This window comes from Holophagales bacterium (genome assembly GCA_016699405.1).
GTDB lineage: Bacteria > Acidobacteriota > Thermoanaerobaculia > Multivoradales > JAGPDF01 > JAAYLR01.
The window spans coordinates 169,956-187,642 of sequence record CP064972.1; the positions used below are offsets into that span (position 1 = coordinate 169,956).

Consider the following 17,687-nt stretch of genomic DNA (forward strand, 5'->3'; position numbering starts at 1 on the left):
GGATGCTCCCCGGACACGCCCCGGCAGCCCGCTCGCCGTTCGTCGCGGCCGCCCTTTCGGCCGCTCTCGTCCTGTTGCTCACCCCACCCGCCGCGCTCGCTGCGTTCGCCGCAGGGCGCGGCGACGCGTGTGTCGTCGCCCGCATCGAGTCCGGCTCAAGCCCGCTCGCCGAGCGGTTGCGGGCGCTCGCCGCGGTCGACTACTGGATCGAAGCCGATCGGGAGTTGCTGCTCTGCTCCCGCGCCGGCGGTGCCTCCAGCCTCGAGCTGGCGACCGCGACCGAGCGGGCGGGAACGACCGTCGCCGCTCGCTATCCAGAGGTACGAGCCGAACGGCTGCGCCTCTGGCACGGCGGACGACGGTCGGCGGCCGATTCCCTCGGGCGCGTCCTGACCACCGGCGGCCGCTGGGCGGTCGTCGAGCTCGCGCCCTGGTCGGGCGACCCCGCGGGCCCAACGACGACCGCTCCGGGGCCGGGGCCCGACCGGGTCGGCGAGCAGCTCCTCCCCTTCGTCCCCGACCGCATCCTCGCCCGACGTCACCTGCCGAACGCCGAGGCCCTCGGCGATCCGCAGATCGAGGCGCTGCTCGGGGAGCTCGATGCCGCGCGCTGGTTCTCCGATCTCTCGATGCTGGCGGGCTGGAACCGCTGGACGCGCGGGTCCCAGATCCTCTCGGCACGCAACTGGCTCGCCACCACCTTCGCGGCGCTCCCCGGGATCTCGACCGTCACCACGAGCTTCCCGGTGGGAACGAGCACCGGCTGGAACGTCATCGCCACCTTGCCCGGCACCCGCCTGCCGAACGACTGGTACGTGGTCGGAGGACACTACGACTCGACCTCCGAGAACGCCTCCGCAGCTGCCCCGGGTGCCGAGGACAACGCCTCGGGCTGCGCCGGCGTGCTGGAGATAGCGCGGCTGTTCGCGGCTCACCCGCCCGACGCCACGATGATCTTCATCTGCTTCTCCGGCGAGGAGCAGGGGCTCTACGGCAGCTACGACTACGTCGACGACCTCACCGCCACCGGCGACCTCGCCAAGCTCCGCGGCGTGCTGATCTTCGACATGATCGGCTACACCGCCGACGCCGAGCTCGACTGCCTGCTCGAGACCGAGCCGGTGGGCGCGACCTGGCAAGCTCTCTTCGCCCAGGCCGCCGTCGACTTCACCACCCTCGCCATCGTCGAGTCGCTCAGCGCCTGGGGGTCGGACCACCAGCCGTTCCTCGAGGCCAACCGTGTCGCGCTGCTGGCGATCGAGAACGACTGGGACCTCTATCCGCACTACCACCGGACGACCGATCTGCCGGGCCAGATCACCCAGCAGATGGGCCTGCAGATCCTGCGCATGAGCGCGGCCGCCCTGGTCCGCCAGGTCGGCTCGACGGCGATCTTCACCGACGGTTTCGAGTCCGGCAGCGCCGCGCGCTGGGACAACTGACCCGAGCGCACCTGCCGGCGGGGACAGGCCTCAGCCTGTCCCCGTCCCCCTGACTCCGCAGTCTTCACCGCAGCGTGAAGCGCACGGTCAGCCGGAAATAGACCGCCACCGGGCGCGAGCCCAGCCGGGCCGGGCTGAAGCGCCAGGCACGCACCGCCTCCATCGCCGACTCTTCCAGACCGAGGCCGAGGCGCGGACCGATCGCCCGCACGCCGCGCACCGTCCCCTGCGTGTCGATCTCGGCCTCGACCACCACGACCCCCTGACGTCGCACGAGGATCGCCGCCTGCGGATAGTGCGGCTCGATGCGCGAGAGGACCACCGGAGCGATCACCGCCCCGGCGACCGGAATCGGCGCGGCCTCGATCTCGCTGCCGATCCCTTCGCCGCTCCCGGGACCGCTGCCGGGGCCCACCCCGGGGCCGTCCGCGACGCCGATCGCGGAACCGACCGGTCCGTCGAGGGTCGCCGTGGTGGCGGTCGGCAGGTCGGAGGTCGTCGGCTGGACGATCGGTCGCACAGCCGTCGTCTCGGCAGCCACCGCTGCAATCGACGGCTCGCCTCCCCCGCCACCGCGCTCGCGCGGCCGCGGGGCCTGCGGGATCGGCTCCTCGAGCGGCGGCAGCGTCACCGAGATGAACGCCTCGGTCGGCTGCGGCACCGCGACCGGGACGATGCGCCAGAGGCTCGCCAGCGTCGCGAAGCCGAGCAGCGCGAGGTGTGCCGAGACCGCGGTGCCGAGCACCGCCACCCGCGCGCGTGGCGAGAAGCTGCTGCGAGTCGACATCGACGGGCTCTCGAACACGGCCGCCTCCTCTCCCGGCTTCGCCGGACTCCGGCGGGCCGCGGGAAGGCGGCCCCGCCGCGTTTCCTGGTTAGACGCCGGAGAGCCGCTGCAAGAAACATTCCGGGGCGGTGAGACGCCGCGGGAGTGAGCTCGAGAGGGCAGGCGACAGCTTCCGCCGGGCACGCGTCCCAAACGGCGTGCCCCGGCGGGGAGGCCGGCGTCTCCCGCTGGGGACGCCGGGCGATGGCGACGGGTCAGTACTCGGCGGGCAGCCGCGCGAGCTCTTCGGCCGTAAACACCGGCCCGTCCTTGCAGACGTAGACCGACCCGATGTTGCAGCGCCCGCACTTGCCGAGGCCGCACTTCATCCGGTTCTCCAGCGTGGTGTAGATCCGTTCGCCGGGAAACCCGAGACGAGCGAGGACGGGCAGGGTGTAGCGGATCATCACCGGCGGTCCGCAGACGATGGCGAAGGCGTCTTCCGCGACCGGGGCCGCCTTTTCGACGACGGCCGGCACGAACCCCACCTCGCCGGTCCAGTCGGCGCTCTCCCCGCCCGGATCGACGGTCTGCCAGAGCTTCACGTCCGGCCGGGCGGCCCACTCGGCGAGCTCGCGCTTGTAGACGAGGTCCGCGACACTGCGCGCCCCGTAGACGATCGTCACCTCGTCGAAGCGATCGCGCAGGTCGAGGGCGTTCCAGATCACGCAGCGCACGGGGGCGAGGCCGATGCCGCCGGCGATGAAGACCAGCTTCTTGCCCTCCATCCGCTCGAGCGGAAAGCAGTTCCCGTAGGGCCCGCGGAAGCCGACCGTGTCGCCGATGTCGAGGGCACGCAGCGCCCGGGTGGTCTTGCCGACCGTCTTGAAACTGCACTCGAGATAGCCCGGCCGGGTCGGCGGCGAGGCGATGCAGAAGGTGCACTCGCCGGCGCCGAAGGCCGTGTACTCGCCGAACTGACCGGCCTTGAAGGTGAACGAGCTCGCGACCTCGGGGTCCGAGAGCTCGAGGCGGAGGGTCCGGGTATCCGGCGTCTCGTCGATCCGGTCGACGATCTTCGCCCGGTACGGCTCGTAGAGGTTCACGCGACACCTCCCGCGACGGATGTGAGGGGCGTGTCGCCGGCGGTGGGGCCGGCGAGCGCCTCGAGGCGCGTCAGGATCTCCGGCAAGTCGACGCCTCCCGGGCAGGCCCGGCTGCATCGCCCACAGCCGGTGCAGAGCACCTGACCGAAGCGGCTGGGGTAGATCTGGAACTTGTGCCGGACCCGTTGCCGCAGGCGTGCCGCCTGGTCGGCCCGTGGGTTGTGCCCGGAGGCGTGCACGGTGAAGCGCGCCGTCTGGCAGGTATCGGCGTTGCGCCGCCGCGTCCCGTGCATCACCCCGTCGGGCTCGTCGACGATGTCGAAGCAGTGGCAGGTCGGACAGACGGCAGCGCACGCCCCGCAGCCATGGCAGCGCAACGCCACCTCACCCCAGAGCTCGTGCTCGAAGTGCTCGCCGAGCCAGCGCTCGACCGCGGCCGGGGAACCGCCCCACGGGGCCACGTGCCGCGACCGCGCCTGCGACAGGAACGCCTCGGCCTCGGGGATCTCGCCGGCGGTGGCGAACCGGTCCGCGTGCATCGCCGCGAACCGCTCCCCTTTCTCCGAGAGGATGTCGACGCGGAAGCCGCCGGGGACCGGCACCAGGCGCACATCGGCACCTCGCGTCGCGTCCGGACCGAGACCGACCGAGGTGCAGAAGCAGGAGCGATCGCCGCCGTCGCAGGCGACGATCAGCACCGTCGTCGCGGCGCGCCGGCCGAACCAGAGCTCGTCGCGGTAGTCCCAGCCCATGACGCGGTCGAGCACCTCCACCCCGGCGGCGTCGCAGGGTCGCGCTCCGATCACCACGCGCGGCGCGAAGCTCGTCGGCACGGACTCGATCTCGACATCGCCCCGCTTCAGGCGCCAGGCGAAGAGCGGCTCGGTGGCGGGAAGGAAGGTCGACTTGAGCGAGCGGCGCGGCACCCCACCGTCGAGGACGAGCGCCTCGGGCGAGGTCAGCGACTGGTAGTCGATCCGCCCGTCGCGTCCGCGCGCCGGACCGATGATCTCGACTCCGGCGGCGAGCAGGTCGTGGAGGAGCCCGTCAAGCTGGGTCGAGGAGAGCATCGTCGCGGGCTTCACAGGATGAACTCCTGGGGATCGTCGAGGCGGTAGGCACCGATCGGGGCCGGGACGGTCGGGTCGTCGCCCGCCTGATAGCCGAAGCGCTCGGCGACGACGCGGGCGAGCCGGAGGTTGATCAGTCCGAGCGGAATGTCGAGGGGGCAGGCGCGCTGGCACTCGCCGCAATCGGTGCAGCGACCCGCCAGATGCAGCGCCCGCGTCACGTGCCAGGCGAAGTTGCCTCGCCCGTGCGGCGACGACTCGATCCACTGCGGCTCGGTCTTGTCGGCCACGCAGCGCTCGCAGAAACAGAGCGGGCAGGCCTGGCGACAGGCCTGGCAACGCACACAGCGCCCCAGCTCCTCTTGCCAGAACGCCCAGCGGTCGGCGTCCGAGCGCGCGGCGAGCTCGTCGAGCCGTGCCTCGCGTCGCGCCGTGCCAGCGGGCGGCGGCGGCAGCTCGCCGACCAGGTGATCGGCGAGCTTCGGTTCGCGCGAGGCACAATCGAGACAGCGGTCGGCGGTCGTCGGCGCCTCGCCGGCGGGGTCGTCGAGCACCCCGCCACAGCGCACACCGATGACGACGACCTCCTCGCGGCGCAGCTGGCCCTCGCGCAACAGGCCGGCGACGGCGCGCGCGTCGCACCCTTTCACCACCACGGCAGGGCGTCCGAGCCGCGCGACGTGCGATCGCCGCGGCGAGAGGTAGGCCACCAGATTCTGCGTACAGCGCTCGTCGAAGATCAGCCGTGAGGCCTCGCCGGGCTCGCGCACGAAGGCAGGACGGACTCCGCGAGGACCCTCCCCCCAGCCGATGACGACCTGGACCGTGCCCTCCGCGAGCAGGCGGCCGGCAAGCTCCTGGAGCTCGTTCATGCGACCCTCCCGGCGAGCGCCCGGTAGTCGGTGAACGGCCCGAGGCGGCGCACGCGCTCGGTGGCGCCGTTGACCACCTCCCGCCACTTCTGCCCCTCGGAGGCCGAAACCCACGAGAAGGTGAGGCGCTCCTCCGGCACCCCGAGGAAGAGCAGCAGCTCCTTGAGCAGGGCGAAGCGGCGACGGGCGTGGTAGTTGCCCGAGGTGTAATGGCAGTCGGCCGGATGACAGCCGCTGACGATCACCCCGTCGGCACCGCGCTCGAACGCCTTGAGGACGAACAGCGGGTCGATCCTCCCGGTGCAGGGGAGCCGGACGACGCGGACGCACGGCTCCATCTGCAACCGGCTGGTGCCGGCGAGATCGGCACCGGTGTAGGTGCACCAGTTGCAGACGAAGGCGGTGAGGTGGGGCTCGAAGGGCACCGACCGACCGACCGGCGGGGCGGTGTCGGAGATTTCTGACGAGGACGTGACGGACATCGTGACCTCTCCGCGCTCAGAGGGCGAGCGCGTTGACCTGCGCATAGATTTGCTCGTCGGTGAATCCCATCAGCTCGACGCTCTTGGACGGGCAGGTCGCCTGACAGGTGCCGCAACCCTGGCAGACGCCCGGGTTCACCTCGGCGACGACCTTCGTGGGGCGCCCCGCTCGATCCCGCAGCTCGCGGTGCTCGACGGCGCCATAGGGGCAGACCCTTTCGCAGTGGAAGCAGCCCGCACAGAGCGCCGGATTCACGCAGGCCACCGTCGGCTCGCGCTCGAGCTCCCGATTGGAGAAGAGACCGAGGATCTTGGCCGCTGCGGCGCTCGCCATCGCCACCGAGTCGGGGATGTCGCGCGGTGCCTGACAGGCTCCCGCGAGATAGACACCGGCCGTGTTGGTCTCGACCGGGCGCAGCTTCGGGTGGGCCTCGTTGAGGAAGCCGTGGCGGTCGTACGAGACCGAGAGCTTCTGGGCGAGTGCCTCGATCCCGCGCCGCGGACGCATCGCCGTCGCCAGCACGACCAGGTCGGCGGCGATCTTCACCGGAGAACCGGAGAGCGTGTCGAAGCCGACCACCTGCACGACGTCGCCGTCGCGATAGAGCCGCGACACCCGACCGCGCAGGTAGATCGCACCCTCCTCCTCGATCGCCCGGCGCGTGAACTCGTCGTAACCCTTGCCCGCCGCGCGAACGTCCATGTAGAAGACCGTCGCCTGGCCGTCGTGCACCTTGTGGCGATAGAGCATCGTGTGCTTGGCCACGTACATGCAACAGATCTTCGAGCAGTAGTCGATCCCCTTGGCGGGGTCGCGCGAGCCGATGCACTGGAGGAAGACGACACGCTTCGGCTCCCGGCCGTCGGAGGGTCGCAGGATCTTCCCGCCCGTCGGCCCGGAGGCCGAGGCGAGTCGTTCGAACTGCAGTCCGTCGATGACGTCGGGAATACTGCCGTAGCCGTACTCACCGTACCCCTTGACTCCGGCGGTGGTCTGCTCCCGACCGATCGAATAGAGCTCGAACCCGGTGGCGACGACGATCGCCCCGACCTTCTCGGTGACGAAGGTGTCCTCCTGGGCGAAATCGACCGCGTCGCGACTGCAGGCCTCGCGGCACTTCGCGCACGCCTCCTTCTTCGCTCCGCGCGCCTTGGCCTTGAAGTAGGCGCAGTTCGCGCGGTCGATCACCGGGATGTTCGGAACCGCCTGCGGGAAGGGCACGTACATCGCCGTGCGCTTGCCGAGCCCCTCGTCGAACTCGCTCGGGATGCGGTTCATGACGCACGCCTTCTGGCACGCCCCGCAGCCGTTGCACTTCGTCTCGTCGACGCTGCGCGCCTTGCGGCGGATCTTCACCCGGAAGTTGCCGATGTAGCCCTCGACGGATTCCACCTCGCTCCAGGCCAGCAGGCGGATGCGCGGATGTTGGTAGACCTCCACCATCCGCGGCGTGAGGATGCACTGCGAGCAGTCGAGCGTCGGGAAGGTCTCGGAGAGCTGGCTCATGTGCCCGCCGATCGACGGCTCCTTCTCCACCAGCACCACCTCGGCCCCGCCGTCGGCGAGATCGAGCGCCGCCTGGATGCCGGCGATGCCGCCGCCGATGACGAGCGCCCGGCGCTCGACCGGAATCCGGATCGTCTCGAGGGGGACGTTGCGCTTCACCTTCTCGACGATCAGCCGGGTCAGGTCGATCGCCTTCTCGGTGGCCGCCTCGCGGTCCTCGTGGATCCACGAGCAGTGCTCGCGGATGTTGGCCATTTCGCAGAGGAACGGATTCAGCCCGGCTCCGGCGGCGGCCCGCCGGAAGGTCTTCTCGTGCATGTGGGGCGAGCAGGCCGCCACCACGACGCCGGTGAGGCGGTGCTCGACGATCGCCTGGCGCACGATCGCCTGCCCGGGATCCGAGCACATGTACTTCGCGTCGACCGAGCAGACCACGCCCGGCAGCTCGCCGAGCGCCGCCGCCACGCGGGCGCTGTCGACGGTACGGCCGATGTTCTCGCCGCAGTGGCAGACGAAGACGCCGATGCGCGCCGACATCAGTGCACCTCCGGCGCCGCCGAGAGCTTCGCGAGAAGCGGGCGCGGGTCGACGAAGTGGCGCAGGAGCCCGAGACGTTCGGCCGGCAGGCCGAGGGCCAGGCCGACCAGCTCGGTCAGGTACAGGACCGGCAGCGTCTTCTCTCCTCGCCGCAGCAACGCCTGCTGTCGGAAGTCGAGGTTCGAGTGGCACATCGGACAGGCCACCGCGAGCACCTCCGCTCCCGCCAATCGGGCGTCCTCGAGCACCGCCCGACTCAGGCGGATGACCGAGCCGGTGCGCGCCACCGAGAAGGCGCCGCCGCAACAGTCGAGGCGTCGATTCCAGGCGATCGGCGTCGCGCCCAGGCTCTGAATCACCTGCTCCATCGAGACCGGCTCCTCGGCGTCGTCGAAGCCGAGCCGCGCCGAGGGCCGCACCAGGAGGCAACCGTAGTAGCAGGCGACCTTGAGGCCGGTGAGCGGTCGGGTCACCCGCTCCCGGAGGAGGTTGCGCCGCTCGTGGAGGATGTCGACGAGATTGCGCGCCGCGACGGAGTTGGAGAAGGGGCGGCCGAGCAGGTCCGGCAGCGCGGCCCGGAGATCGGCATCTCGCTCCACCGCGAGGCGGGCCTGAGCCAGACGGTTGTAGCAGGCGGCGCAGGGCGCGAGGACCTGGTCGTGCCCCTGTTCGGCCGCCAACGCGAGGTTGCGCGCCGGCAGCGCCACCGCGAGCTCATGTCCGGCGGCGTGCGCCGACGAGGCGCCGCAACAGGACCAGTCCTCGACCTCCGTCAGTTCGAGGTCGAGCGGCGCGGCGACGGCGCGCAGGCTTTCGTCGAGCTCGCGCGCCGTGCCGTGGAGCGAGCAGCCGGGGTAGTAGCCGATCTTCACGCGCTCGCCTCCTCTCCGCCCGGTCTTTCGTCCCGGCGCGCCTCGCAGCGGGCGAAGATCCGCCGCACCTCGGCAACGCCCGCGATCGTGTGGGGAACCAGGCCGAGCTTGCCGCGGGCGACCAGGCCCGGCACCGTTGCGACGTCCTGCCAGAGCGCACCGGTGCGCAGCTTGTAGTCGGCGACCAGACCGAGCTCGAAGGAGCGGCCGGTCAGACGGATCTGGTCGAGGAATGCGGCATGAAAGGCGCGAACGGCGCGCGAACCGGACCGCCGCGGATGCGGCGCGGAATCCGCCGCGGCGAGCGCGAGCTCGCGCAGCGCGTCGATCGTGCGTGCCGGGTCGCAACCGTTCGGGCAGCGCTCGGCGCAGGTCTCACAGGCCAGGCAGAGCCAGAGCGACTCGTGGTCGAGAAGCTCGTCGCGGCGATCGAGGGCGACGAGACGCATCACGTCGTGCGGACGCAGCGTCGTCTCTTCGGTCATCGGACACCCGGCCGAGCACTTGCCGCATTGGTAGCAGCGCGCAGCGCGCTCGCCGCTCATCCTCTCGATCTGCACGGCAAGCGAAGGACCGCCCGAGTGGACGGTGTTCGGATCAGGAGAGCTCATCAGGGTTGACCTCAGGGGAAGTCCGTCGGGGAGAGGCGGACTCAGCCATCGGTCATGGTAACGCCGCGGCGCGGCGTGCGGTAGGCCCAAATCGATGATTTATCAGGGGAATCGCGAGGTTTCCGGGCGAACTTTCGCAACCGGAGAAGCCTCCGGCCGGAGAGAGGATTCGCTGCCCGCCGTCGGCGGCCGTTGCCGCCGGCGCACGCTCCAGAGCCGTCGCGACTCAGCGACGCCCGGCGAGAAGCGACTCGAGCGCGGCGCGCTCCTCCGCACCGATCTCGTCGTTGCCGAGAAAGAACTCGCCGCCTGGCCCGGGGAGCGGCACGGCGACCCGGGTCAGCGAGCGCTCGACGCCACCGCAGTCGAGCTGGCCGAGCGCCAGGATCGCCGCACCGTCGCAGAGGCCGACGATCTGGGAGGCGAGCCGGCTGTGGATCTCGACCGTCACCTGCTTCGGGAGCTCGGTGGCGCGGAAGCGGTAGCCGCCCGCCTCGCGCTCGACCCGCACGCGCGCCGGGACCTCGATCTTCTGTGGCGGGACGAAGAGCTGGTCCTCGAGCTTCTGGGCGACGCTGCCGTACGCCACGTCGGCCACCAGCCAGCCGTTGCCGTAGAACTCGATGCCCAGCGTGGCGCGGAAGGTCCCGTCGCCGAGCGGTTCGAGGTGGAGGCGATGCGACTTGACGATCAGCGCCTGGCGCGGTGACGACAGGCGCACGCTGAGCGAGCCGTTCTTGTACTCGGGCGCCTCGGCCATCAGGTTCTTGTAGCCGCGGTTGAGCTTGGCGAACTCGAAGTCGCGGCCCGCGGCAGGTGCCGCCGCAGCCGGAGGTGCGGCGAGCAGGGCGAGCAGCGGCAGCAGGATCGATGGGCGCATGACGGCTCCGGAGGTCACGGATAGTAGCCGCGCGCCGCGCGCGCCTTCAAGCCGCTCTTCTTCACCTTCACCTCGACCTTGCGGAAGACCCCGCTCTCCCCCTGCTGATCGGGCGTGAAGGCGAGCAGGTACTGGCTGCGCAGCTCGCGCTCGATCTGGTCGTAGACGCCGGCGAGCTCGGTGGCCTTCGAGATGTAGAAAACGCGCCCGCCGGTCTCCTCGGCGAGCGCCTTCAGCTTGCTTCGCACCTCGATGGCTCCCATGCCGACGTCGAGACCGACGGTGTAGATCACCACGCCGCTGCGACGCGCGTACTCGAGCGCGTCGCGGAAGGGCACGGCGCTCGAGGTGTCGTCGCCGTCGGAGAGCAGGACCAGGGCGCGCCGTCCGCTGGTGCCGCGGAAGTAGTGCAGGCTGAAGACGATCGCGTCGTGAAGCGCCGTCATCCCGACCGCCGGCAGCTCGGCGAAAGCGGCTTCGAGCGCTTTGGCGTCGGCGGTCGGCGGCATCAACAGCTCCGGCCTCGTCGAGAAGCCGACCGCGAAGCAGCGATCGCGCGGCGTCAGCACCGAGTCGAGGAAGCCGACCGCGGCGCGCTTGGCCTCGGCGAGCGAACCCTGCATCGAACCCGAGAGGTCGAGCGCGATGCCGAGCGTGAGCGGCAGGTTGACCACCTGCTCGAACTTGTCGAGCTTCTGCGGCCGCCCCTCGTCGAGCACGGTGAAGTCCTCGGCGACGAGGCCGTCGGCCGGTCGGCCCTGTCCGTCGAGCACCGTGGTGTAGAGCTCGACCAGATTGACCTCGACCTGCTCGAGGTGCTGCGGCACGTTGAGGAAGCGCACGTCCTCGGCCCGCGCGCCGTCGCTGAAGATCGCGGTGACGGTGAGGAAGGTCACCTCGCCCTGCTCGGGCACCCGGACCTTCGTCTCCCACGGCGGCTGGGTCAGCGTCGCCACGACCTGGTCGTTGACCCGGAACTCGACCTGTTCGACCCGATGCCCCTCGGGCACGACGACGCCGGCGCGCGCCGTCACCTCGCCGGTGAGGCGGGCGCCGCGCGGTGGCGCGAGGAAGATCACCTTCGGCTCGCCCTGCGGCTGGTTGAGCACCACCTCGTCGGAGACGACGACCGCTCCCTTCTCGTCGAGACCCTCGGCGCGCACCACCTGCTCCTTCGGCAGGTTGGGCAGCCGGAGCTCGGCGCTCCACGGCGGCGCCGCCTTGGTCACCTGGGCCTTGCCGTCGACCGAAAAGACCACCTTGCGGACGCGCTCTCCGGTGACGATCGCCTCGGCCCGCCAGAGACCGAAGACGACGTCCTCGGCCGGCGGCACGAGAAGGAGGCTGTCCTTTCCGGGGAAGCGCTCTTCGGCGAGTTGATCGGTCAGCGCGACGATCGTTCCCTCGGGGACCGGCGGCAGCACCTCGGGGGTCGCCTCGGCCGGCACGGTGAAGGCGCGCGAGACATAGGCTTCGGCGCCGCCCACTTCGTCCCGCACGCGCACGCGCAGCAGGAACTCTTCGCCGGGACGCAGCGCCCGTTCGACGATGAGCGCGAGCGGCGGAATCGCGCCTCCGACCTCGCCGGGCGGCAGGACGAAGCGATTGCGGAACTCCTCGAAGACCTGCCCACCCTGCTCGACTCGTCCTTCGACCGCCAGCCGGAGCTCGCGCTTCGTCTCCTTCGGGGCCTCGGTCGCCGCCGGCGGCGCCGGTGCTGCCGGCGTCGCCCCTGGAGTGGCCGCCGGCTTCGGCGCCTCTTTCGGTGCGGGCGTCGCAGCGGCGGCCGGCGCCGGCGTCGCGGCCGAGACGTCCGGCTTCTTCTCCTCGACCGCCGCAACGATCGGCGCCCCGGCGGGGATGCCGATGAGCAGGCGGGCGACGAGCCGCTGTCCGCGCGCCGCCGGGAAGCTCAGTCGCGCCTCGCTGACCGGCAGCACCGGATGCTCCGGCAGCGGCGTCGCCGCGGCCTCGCGCGCCCACGCGCCGAGATCGGCCGGCGGCGCGACGAAGGCGTTGACCTCCGCGTCGGTCGGCCGATCGCGGGCGAAGTCGAAGATCCCTCCCACCCCGGTGACCTTGTCGACCGTCGCCGCCTTGTCGCACATCCGCAGGTCGATGCGCTTTCCCGAGAGGCGAGCCCGGAGCTGCTGCCACTGTTCGAGCAGGTACTCCATCTCCTCGATGTAGAGCACGCGCTTGCCGTCGGTCGGCAGCCAGAGCCGGAACGGGCGTCCCGGGCCCGGGCGGTAGAGCACGAGGTGACGCGCCGCCTCGCCGCTGCCGTAGGTCCAGAGCTCCATCGGTCGGTAGACCTGACCGCACTCGATCGTCTCGCGGTTGGCCGGCTTGCCGCGCAGGAAGAGCAGGCGCGCCCGGTCGTCGCCGAAACCCAGCAGCTCTCGCTGAACGAGCTGGCGTCGGCGTTCGACGGCGATCTCGAGCTCGTTGAGCGGCGTCGCCGGGAGGGGATCGTTGGCCAGGAACTCCCGGGCGTAGCGCTCGCGATCGGGCGGATCGAGCGCCAACACCCGCTCACGCTCCTCCTTCGGCAACAGCCAGGCGGGGCCGTCCTGGAAGAAGGCGCGCTCGCCTTCGTTCGTCGTGGCGGCAGCCGCCGGCGCGGCCGGAGGCGCAGCGCCACCTGCCGCCAGGGTCGGCGACAGGGAGAGAAGCAGGAACAGGAGCGACGACAACGGGTGTCGGTGGGTTCGCACGCCGGATCCTCCAGCAATTGAAGCGCCTGGATCGAAACGCCAGCCAGCCGGGCGCTCGCCATCCGAACGCCAGCCAGCCGAACACCAGCTAGCCAATCACCAGCTAGCCAAACGCCAACTAGCCAAAAGCCAGCAATCGCGGTGCCAGCCGCCAGTCTAGCCCGAGCCCCTCCCGACCCACCGCGGCCCGGAGGAAGGGGCGGGCTAGAATTCCCCCGTTCTGAGCGATTCCACGATCGACCCACCCGCGCCCCCTGCGGCCCCGTCCGCTCTCGGCGATCCGCGCGACAGCGGCCGCCTGCGCCGGCTCGCCGATCTGGTCGAGCGACTGAACCGCGCCGAAAGCCGGCCGGAGGTGCTGGAGGCGGCCCTCGACGGCATGGTCGCGCTGCTCGGTGCCGATCGCGCCTCGATCCTGCTCTTCGGAGAGGACGATCGCGTCCATTTCGTCGCCTGGCGGGGACTCTCCGACGGCTATCGCACCGCCGTCGACGGACACTCGCCGTGGCAGCGCGGAGACCACGACGCCCAGCCGATCACCGTCGACGACGTGGCGACGAGCGACCTCGGGCCGGAGCTGCGGGCCACGATCCTCGGCGAAGGGGTCCGGGCCCTCGCCTTCTTCCCCTTGGCGCGACGGGAGAGCCTGCTCGGCAAGTTCATGATCTATCGCGTCGAGCCACGTCCGACGAGCGCCGAGGAGATCGACCTCGGCAAAGTCGTGGCGCTCCATCTCGCCGCCGCGCTCGGACGCATCCTCGACCACGAGGAGTTGCAGCGGCGCGAGCAGCACTTTCGCGCGCTGATCGAGAACAGCTCCGACCTGATCGTGCTGCTCGACGGCGACGGCCTGGTGACCTACGAGAGCCCGGCGGTCGAGGAGCTCGCCGGCTACCTGCCCGGCGAACGACTGGGCCATTCTCCGTTCGACCTGATCCACCCGGACGACCATCCGCGGGCGAGCGCCGCGCTCGACCGACTGCGTCACGATCCGGAGTTTCACGACCTCGTCGAGTTCCGCGTCCGCCATCGCGACGGCGGCGTGCGTCACCTCGAGATCCGCGGTACCAACCTGCTGGGACACCCGGCGGTGGGCAGCCTGGTGCTCAACATCCGCGACGTCACCGAGCGCTATCGCGCCGAGGAGGCGCTCGCGCTGCAGCATGTCTACTTCCGCCAGCTCTTCGAGAATTCGCCGGCAGCCGTGGCGATCGCCGACGCCGAGCAGCGCGTCGAGGACGTCAATCCGGCCTTCGAGCGGCTCTTCGGCTACGCGCGGTCGGAGTGCCTCGGACGGCCACTGAGCGAGCTCGTCGTGCCGCCGACCGGCGAGACCGAGGATCGCGAGCTGTCGCGTCGCGTCCTCGCCGGCGAAGCCGTGGCGGTGGAGACCACCCGCCGGCGCGCCGACGGCGCGCATCTGCTCGCGCTGCTGCGCAGCTTCCCGGTTCGCCTGGGCTCGCGTCAGGTCGGCATCTTCACCACCTTCGAGGACGTCACCGAGCGGCGGCGCGCCGAGGCGGCGCTGCGCAGCTCCGAGGAGCGCTACCGCAAGCTCTTCGAGGAGTCGCGCGACCCGATCTACATCAGCACCCCCGAAGGCCGGATGCTCGACATCAACCCGGCCGGCGTGCAGCTCTTCGGCTTCGCCGGGCGCGACGAGCTGCTCGCCAGCGACGTTCGCGATCTCTACTGGGACGCCGCGCAGCGCGACCGCTTCGTCGCCGATCTGCGCACCCACGGCTACGTCAACGATCTCGAGGTCGAGCTGCGGACGCGCGACGGCAGCAAGCGGCGTGTCCTCGAGACCGCCACGCCGGTGCGCGACACCGACGGCGAGGTCGTGGCGTTCCGCGGCACGCTGCACGACGTCACCGAGCGGCGCGAACTCGAAGAGCAGCTGCGACAGGCGCAGAAGATGGAGGCGGTGGGGCGGCTCGCCGGCGGCGTCGCCCACGACTTCAACAACCTGCTGACGGCGATCAACGGCTACAGCGAGCTGCTGCTGCGCCGCTTTCCTGCCGAAGACCCGGCGCGTCGCGAGGCCGAGGAGATCCATCGCTCCGGCCGCCGCGCCGCCGAGCTCACCCGTCAGCTCCTCGCGCTGTCGCGGCGCCAGGTTCTCTCGCCGCGCACCCTCGACCTCAACCGGGCGCTCGCCGACATGGAACGCCTGCTGCGGCGCGTGCTGGGCGAGGATCTCGACCTGGGAATCGCGCTGGGCGCCTCACCGGCCGCAGTGCGTTGCGACCCGGGCCAGCTCGAGCAGGTGGTGCTCAATCTCGCGGTCAACGCCCGGGACGCGATGCCGGACGGTGGACGACTGGAGATCGCCACCCGCAACCTGCTCGTCGACGACGCCGCCGCGCGGCGCCACCCGGGGATGCAGGCCGGCCACTATCTCGAGATGCGGGTGACCGACACCGGCGTCGGCATGCCGGCCGACGTCCTCGAGCACATCTTCGAACCGTTCTTCACCACGAAGGAGCGCGGCAAGGGGACCGGCCTCGGGCTGTCGACGGTCTACGGCATCGTCCGCCAGAGCGGCGGACAGGTCGAGGCGACGAGCCGCCCCGGCGAAGGATCGACCTTCCGCGTTCTCCTGCCGCTCGCCGACTCGCTTCCCGAGCCCGACGAGCGGCGCACCGTCGAGGCGCCGCCGCCACCGGGGCGCGAGACCGTGCTGCTCGTCGAGGACGAGCGCGCCGTGCGCCAGCTTCTCGCCTCGGCGTTGCGCGCCGCCGGCTACCGGGTGATCGAGGCGGCCGATGGCGAGCAGGCCCGCCAGCTCGCGACGGACGACGGCACGATCGATCTGCTGCTGACCGATCTGGTGATGCCACGTCTCGGCGGCGTCGATCTCGCGACGGCGCTGGTTGCCGAACAGCCCACGCTGCGCGTCGTCTTCATCTCCGGCTACGCCGACCGCCTCGGCTCGCCGTCGCTCGCCGGCCCCCTGGCCCGCGCGCCCTTCCTCCAGAAACCGTTCCCCACCGGCCTTCTGGTGCGAACCGTGCGCGCGGTCCTCGACGAGAGCATCGATCCCCCCGCCGAGCCGCCGGCGGAGGGCGGAAGGGAGACCTCGTGAGCAAGCGAACCAACGAGCCGATCGCCACCTGGCAGGAGGGAGACCTGGTGCAGGGGTTCGCCCTGGTGCGTCGCCGCGAAGTGCGGCAGGACCGCAACGGACGCGACTACCTCGACCTGACGCTCGCCGACGCCTCCGGGGCGATCCCCGCCAAGGCCTGGTCGGACAGCCCGGCGCTTTCGCAGAGCTTCGGTGCCGGCGACTACGTCGCCTTCGTCGGCACCGTGCAGAGCTATCGCGAGACGCCACAGATGAAGCTCGACAACTGCCGCAAGGTGGTCGAGGAGGATCGGCTGCGCGGCTTCGACGAGGCGCGGCTCATCCCGACGACGAAGGAGGATATCGACGACCTCTGGCGTCGGCTGACGCGGATCTACCGCGAGGAGGTCGTTCGCCCCGAGCTCGTCCGTCTCGCCGCCGAAACGCTCGACGCGCTCGGGGCCGAGCTGCGCGAACACCCGGCGGCCAAATCGATCCACCACGCCTACCGCGGCGGGCTGCTCGAGCACACGGTGTCGATGGCCGAGCTGGCGCTCGCCGTCACCGGCCACTACCGCGACGTCGATCGCGACCTGGTCCTGCTCGGCGTGCTCTTCCACGACCTGGGCAAGCTGCGCGAGCTCGCGCCGATGCCCGACAACGACTACACCCTGCCCGGCCGCCTGGTCGGCCACGTGGTGATCGGCCGCGACCTGCTCAAGGAGCGCGCCGCGGCGATCCCCGACTTCCCCGCCGACCTTCTCCTCCTGCTCGAGCACCTCGTGCTCTCGCACCAGGGCAAGAAGGAGTTCTCCTCTCCCGTCGAGCCGATGACCTTCGAGGCCTTCGTCCTCCACTTCATCGACGACCTCGACTCCAAGCTCGCCCAGCTCCGCGCCGCCCGCGACACCGGCAGCGGTTTCGTCTACCTCCGGCCGCTCGAGCGATTCGTCTATCTCGGGGCTGGAGAAGACGACGCCGACTGAGTCGCCGCAGCAGGTAGCGCCTGCCAATCCCCCTTGTCGAACCGCGACACCGGCAGGATCCGTCGCCGGCGACCGTGGCGGCCAGGCCGCGAACACGGATGAAGGCCTATCCGCGAGACGGGCGGATCCGGAAGCTGCAGACGGTCGCCGACGCCTGCGGCCTCGCGTAGCGACAACCGGGCGGGAGCCACGTGATCTTCCGGCACCCAGGCGGGGCGATCCGCGGCGTGCCTGCGCACCGGCCGATCCAGCCGATCGACGTCGAGAAGCTCGTCCGGTTGGTGGAAGACGGAGTTGCCGAATGAAGACGCAACCGATCGAGTATCCGTTCGAGATCGCGCCCTTGTCCCCCGAGGAAGGGGGCGGATTCGCGATCACCTTCCCGGACCTGCCAGGCTGCCGATCCGACAGTGAGACTCCCGAGGAGGCGCTGGAGAACGGGGGCGATGCACTGGCTTCCTGGCTCGCCGTCGCCGAAGAGCTCGGCGACCGAGCTCCCAAGCCGTTCGGCGCGGTCAGCGGTCGCTTCGTGCAGCGCGTGCCGCGCTCGCTTCATGCCCAACGGATCGCCCGCGCGCAGCAGGAGGGTGTCTCGCTCAACACGCTGATCGTCTCGCCCGTTTCCCAGGTCCTCGGCCAACGCCTCACGGCGTCTCCTGTCGCTCGGCCCGCGACGAGGACGCGTTCGGCCGGAATCGGTCCGCGGAAACCATCCAAACCGACCGCGCGTCGGGCCGGCTGAGTCGAACAGACAGGCAACGGCCCAGGCGAT

The 17,687-nt window shown here is 71.0% G+C and carries 13 protein-coding genes; 4 read left to right on the forward strand and 9 right to left on the reverse strand.

Annotated elements, in window-relative coordinates; genetic code table 11:
- Positions 1-2 precede the first annotated feature (2 nt).
- A complete protein-coding gene (locus tag IPJ17_00750) occupies positions 3-1,442 on the forward strand; it encodes a M28 family peptidase (GenBank protein ID QQR74163.1) in 1,440 nt (479 codons plus the stop codon).
- Between the two features lie 64 nt (positions 1,443-1,506).
- Here IPJ17_00750 and IPJ17_00755 read toward each other — a convergent pair whose 3' ends face one another.
- The 9 genes from IPJ17_00755 to IPJ17_00795 all read right to left on the reverse strand — a co-directional run bounded on the left by IPJ17_00755 (position 1,507) and on the right by IPJ17_00795 (position 12,862).
- Positions 1,507-2,247: an energy transducer TonB gene (locus IPJ17_00755; protein ID QQR74164.1), complete on the reverse strand. Its 741-nt coding sequence runs from the start codon at positions 2,245-2,247 to the stop codon at positions 1,507-1,509.
- Positions 2,248-2,483: 236 nt separating this feature from the next.
- Entirely contained in the window at positions 2,484-3,431 is a 948-nt protein-coding gene (locus IPJ17_00760) for an FAD/NAD(P)-binding protein (protein ID QQR74165.1), read from the reverse strand.
- A gap of 964 nt (positions 3,432-4,395) precedes the next feature.
- Entirely contained in the window at positions 4,396-5,256 is an 861-nt protein-coding gene (locus tag IPJ17_00765; protein QQR74166.1) for a 4Fe-4S dicluster domain-containing protein, read from the reverse strand.
- On the reverse strand, positions 5,253-5,738 hold the full coding sequence (locus IPJ17_00770; GenBank protein QQR74167.1) for a hydrogenase iron-sulfur subunit: 486 nt from the start codon (positions 5,736-5,738) through the stop codon (positions 5,253-5,255). Before IPJ17_00770 ends, IPJ17_00765 begins: the two co-directional genes overlap by 4 nt.
- Before the next feature lie 16 nt (positions 5,739-5,754).
- A complete protein-coding gene (locus IPJ17_00775) occupies positions 5,755-7,782 on the reverse strand; it encodes a CoB--CoM heterodisulfide reductase iron-sulfur subunit A family protein (GenBank protein ID QQR74168.1) in 2,028 nt (675 codons plus the stop codon).
- Positions 7,782-8,654, reverse strand: a complete 873-nt coding sequence (locus IPJ17_00780) for a CoB--CoM heterodisulfide reductase iron-sulfur subunit B family protein (GenBank protein ID QQR74169.1) — start codon at positions 8,652-8,654, stop codon at positions 7,782-7,784. Before IPJ17_00780 ends, IPJ17_00775 begins: the two co-directional genes overlap by 1 nt.
- Positions 8,651-9,265: a 4Fe-4S dicluster domain-containing protein gene (locus IPJ17_00785; protein ID QQR74170.1), complete on the reverse strand. Its 615-nt coding sequence runs from the start codon at positions 9,263-9,265 to the stop codon at positions 8,651-8,653. Before IPJ17_00785 ends, IPJ17_00780 begins: the two co-directional genes overlap by 4 nt.
- Positions 9,266-9,491: 226 nt before the next feature.
- Positions 9,492-10,145, reverse strand: a complete 654-nt coding sequence (locus tag IPJ17_00790; protein QQR74171.1) for a hypothetical protein — start codon at positions 10,143-10,145, stop codon at positions 9,492-9,494.
- 14 nt (positions 10,146-10,159) lie between these two features.
- Positions 10,160-12,862, reverse strand: a complete 2,703-nt coding sequence (locus IPJ17_00795) for a VWA domain-containing protein (protein QQR74172.1) — start codon at positions 12,860-12,862, stop codon at positions 10,160-10,162.
- A gap of 355 nt (positions 12,863-13,217) precedes the next feature.
- Between IPJ17_00795 and IPJ17_00800 the strand changes: the two genes are divergently transcribed.
- The 3 genes from IPJ17_00800 (at position 13,218) to IPJ17_00810 (ending at position 17,657) form a co-directional block, all read left to right on the forward strand.
- On the forward strand, positions 13,218-15,950 hold the full coding sequence (locus IPJ17_00800; GenBank protein ID QQR74173.1) for a PAS domain S-box protein: 2,733 nt from the start codon (positions 13,218-13,220) through the stop codon (positions 15,948-15,950).
- Positions 15,947-16,915 (forward strand): HD domain-containing protein, encoded by a 969-nt coding sequence (locus IPJ17_00805; GenBank protein ID QQR74174.1) that lies wholly within the window; start codon positions 15,947-15,949, stop codon positions 16,913-16,915. The genes IPJ17_00800 and IPJ17_00805 overlap by 4 nt, the downstream gene beginning before the upstream one ends.
- Positions 16,916-17,216: 301 nt before the next feature.
- On the forward strand, positions 17,217-17,657 hold the full coding sequence (locus IPJ17_00810) for a type II toxin-antitoxin system HicB family antitoxin (GenBank protein QQR74175.1): 441 nt from the start codon (positions 17,217-17,219) through the stop codon (positions 17,655-17,657).
- Positions 17,658-17,687 lie beyond the last annotated feature (30 nt).

Excerpts from the sequence above, each read along its gene's own strand:
- IPJ17_00785 (QQR74170.1), bottom strand. The coding sequence starts at position 9,265 with ATGAGCTCTCCTGATCCGAACACCGTCCACTCGGGCGGTCCTTCGCTT.
- IPJ17_00750 (QQR74163.1), top strand. The coding sequence starts at position 3 with ATGCTCCCCGGACACGCCCCGGCAGCCCGCTCGCCGTTCGTCGCGGCC.
- IPJ17_00770 (QQR74167.1), bottom strand. The coding sequence starts at position 5,738 with ATGTCCGTCACGTCCTCGTCAGAAATCTCCGACACCGCCCCGCCGGTC.
- IPJ17_00810 (QQR74175.1), top strand. The coding sequence starts at position 17,217 with ATGAAGACGCAACCGATCGAGTATCCGTTCGAGATCGCGCCCTTGTCC.
- IPJ17_00790 (QQR74171.1), bottom strand. The coding sequence starts at position 10,145 with ATGCGCCCATCGATCCTGCTGCCGCTGCTCGCCCTGCTCGCCGCACCT.
- IPJ17_00765 (QQR74166.1), bottom strand. The coding sequence starts at position 5,256 with ATGAACGAGCTCCAGGAGCTTGCCGGCCGCCTGCTCGCGGAGGGCACG.
- IPJ17_00760 (QQR74165.1), bottom strand. The coding sequence starts at position 3,431 with ATGCAGCCGGGCCTGCCCGGGAGGCGTCGACTTGCCGGAGATCCTGAC.
- IPJ17_00775 (QQR74168.1), bottom strand. The coding sequence starts at position 7,782 with ATGTCGGCGCGCATCGGCGTCTTCGTCTGCCACTGCGGCGAGAACATC.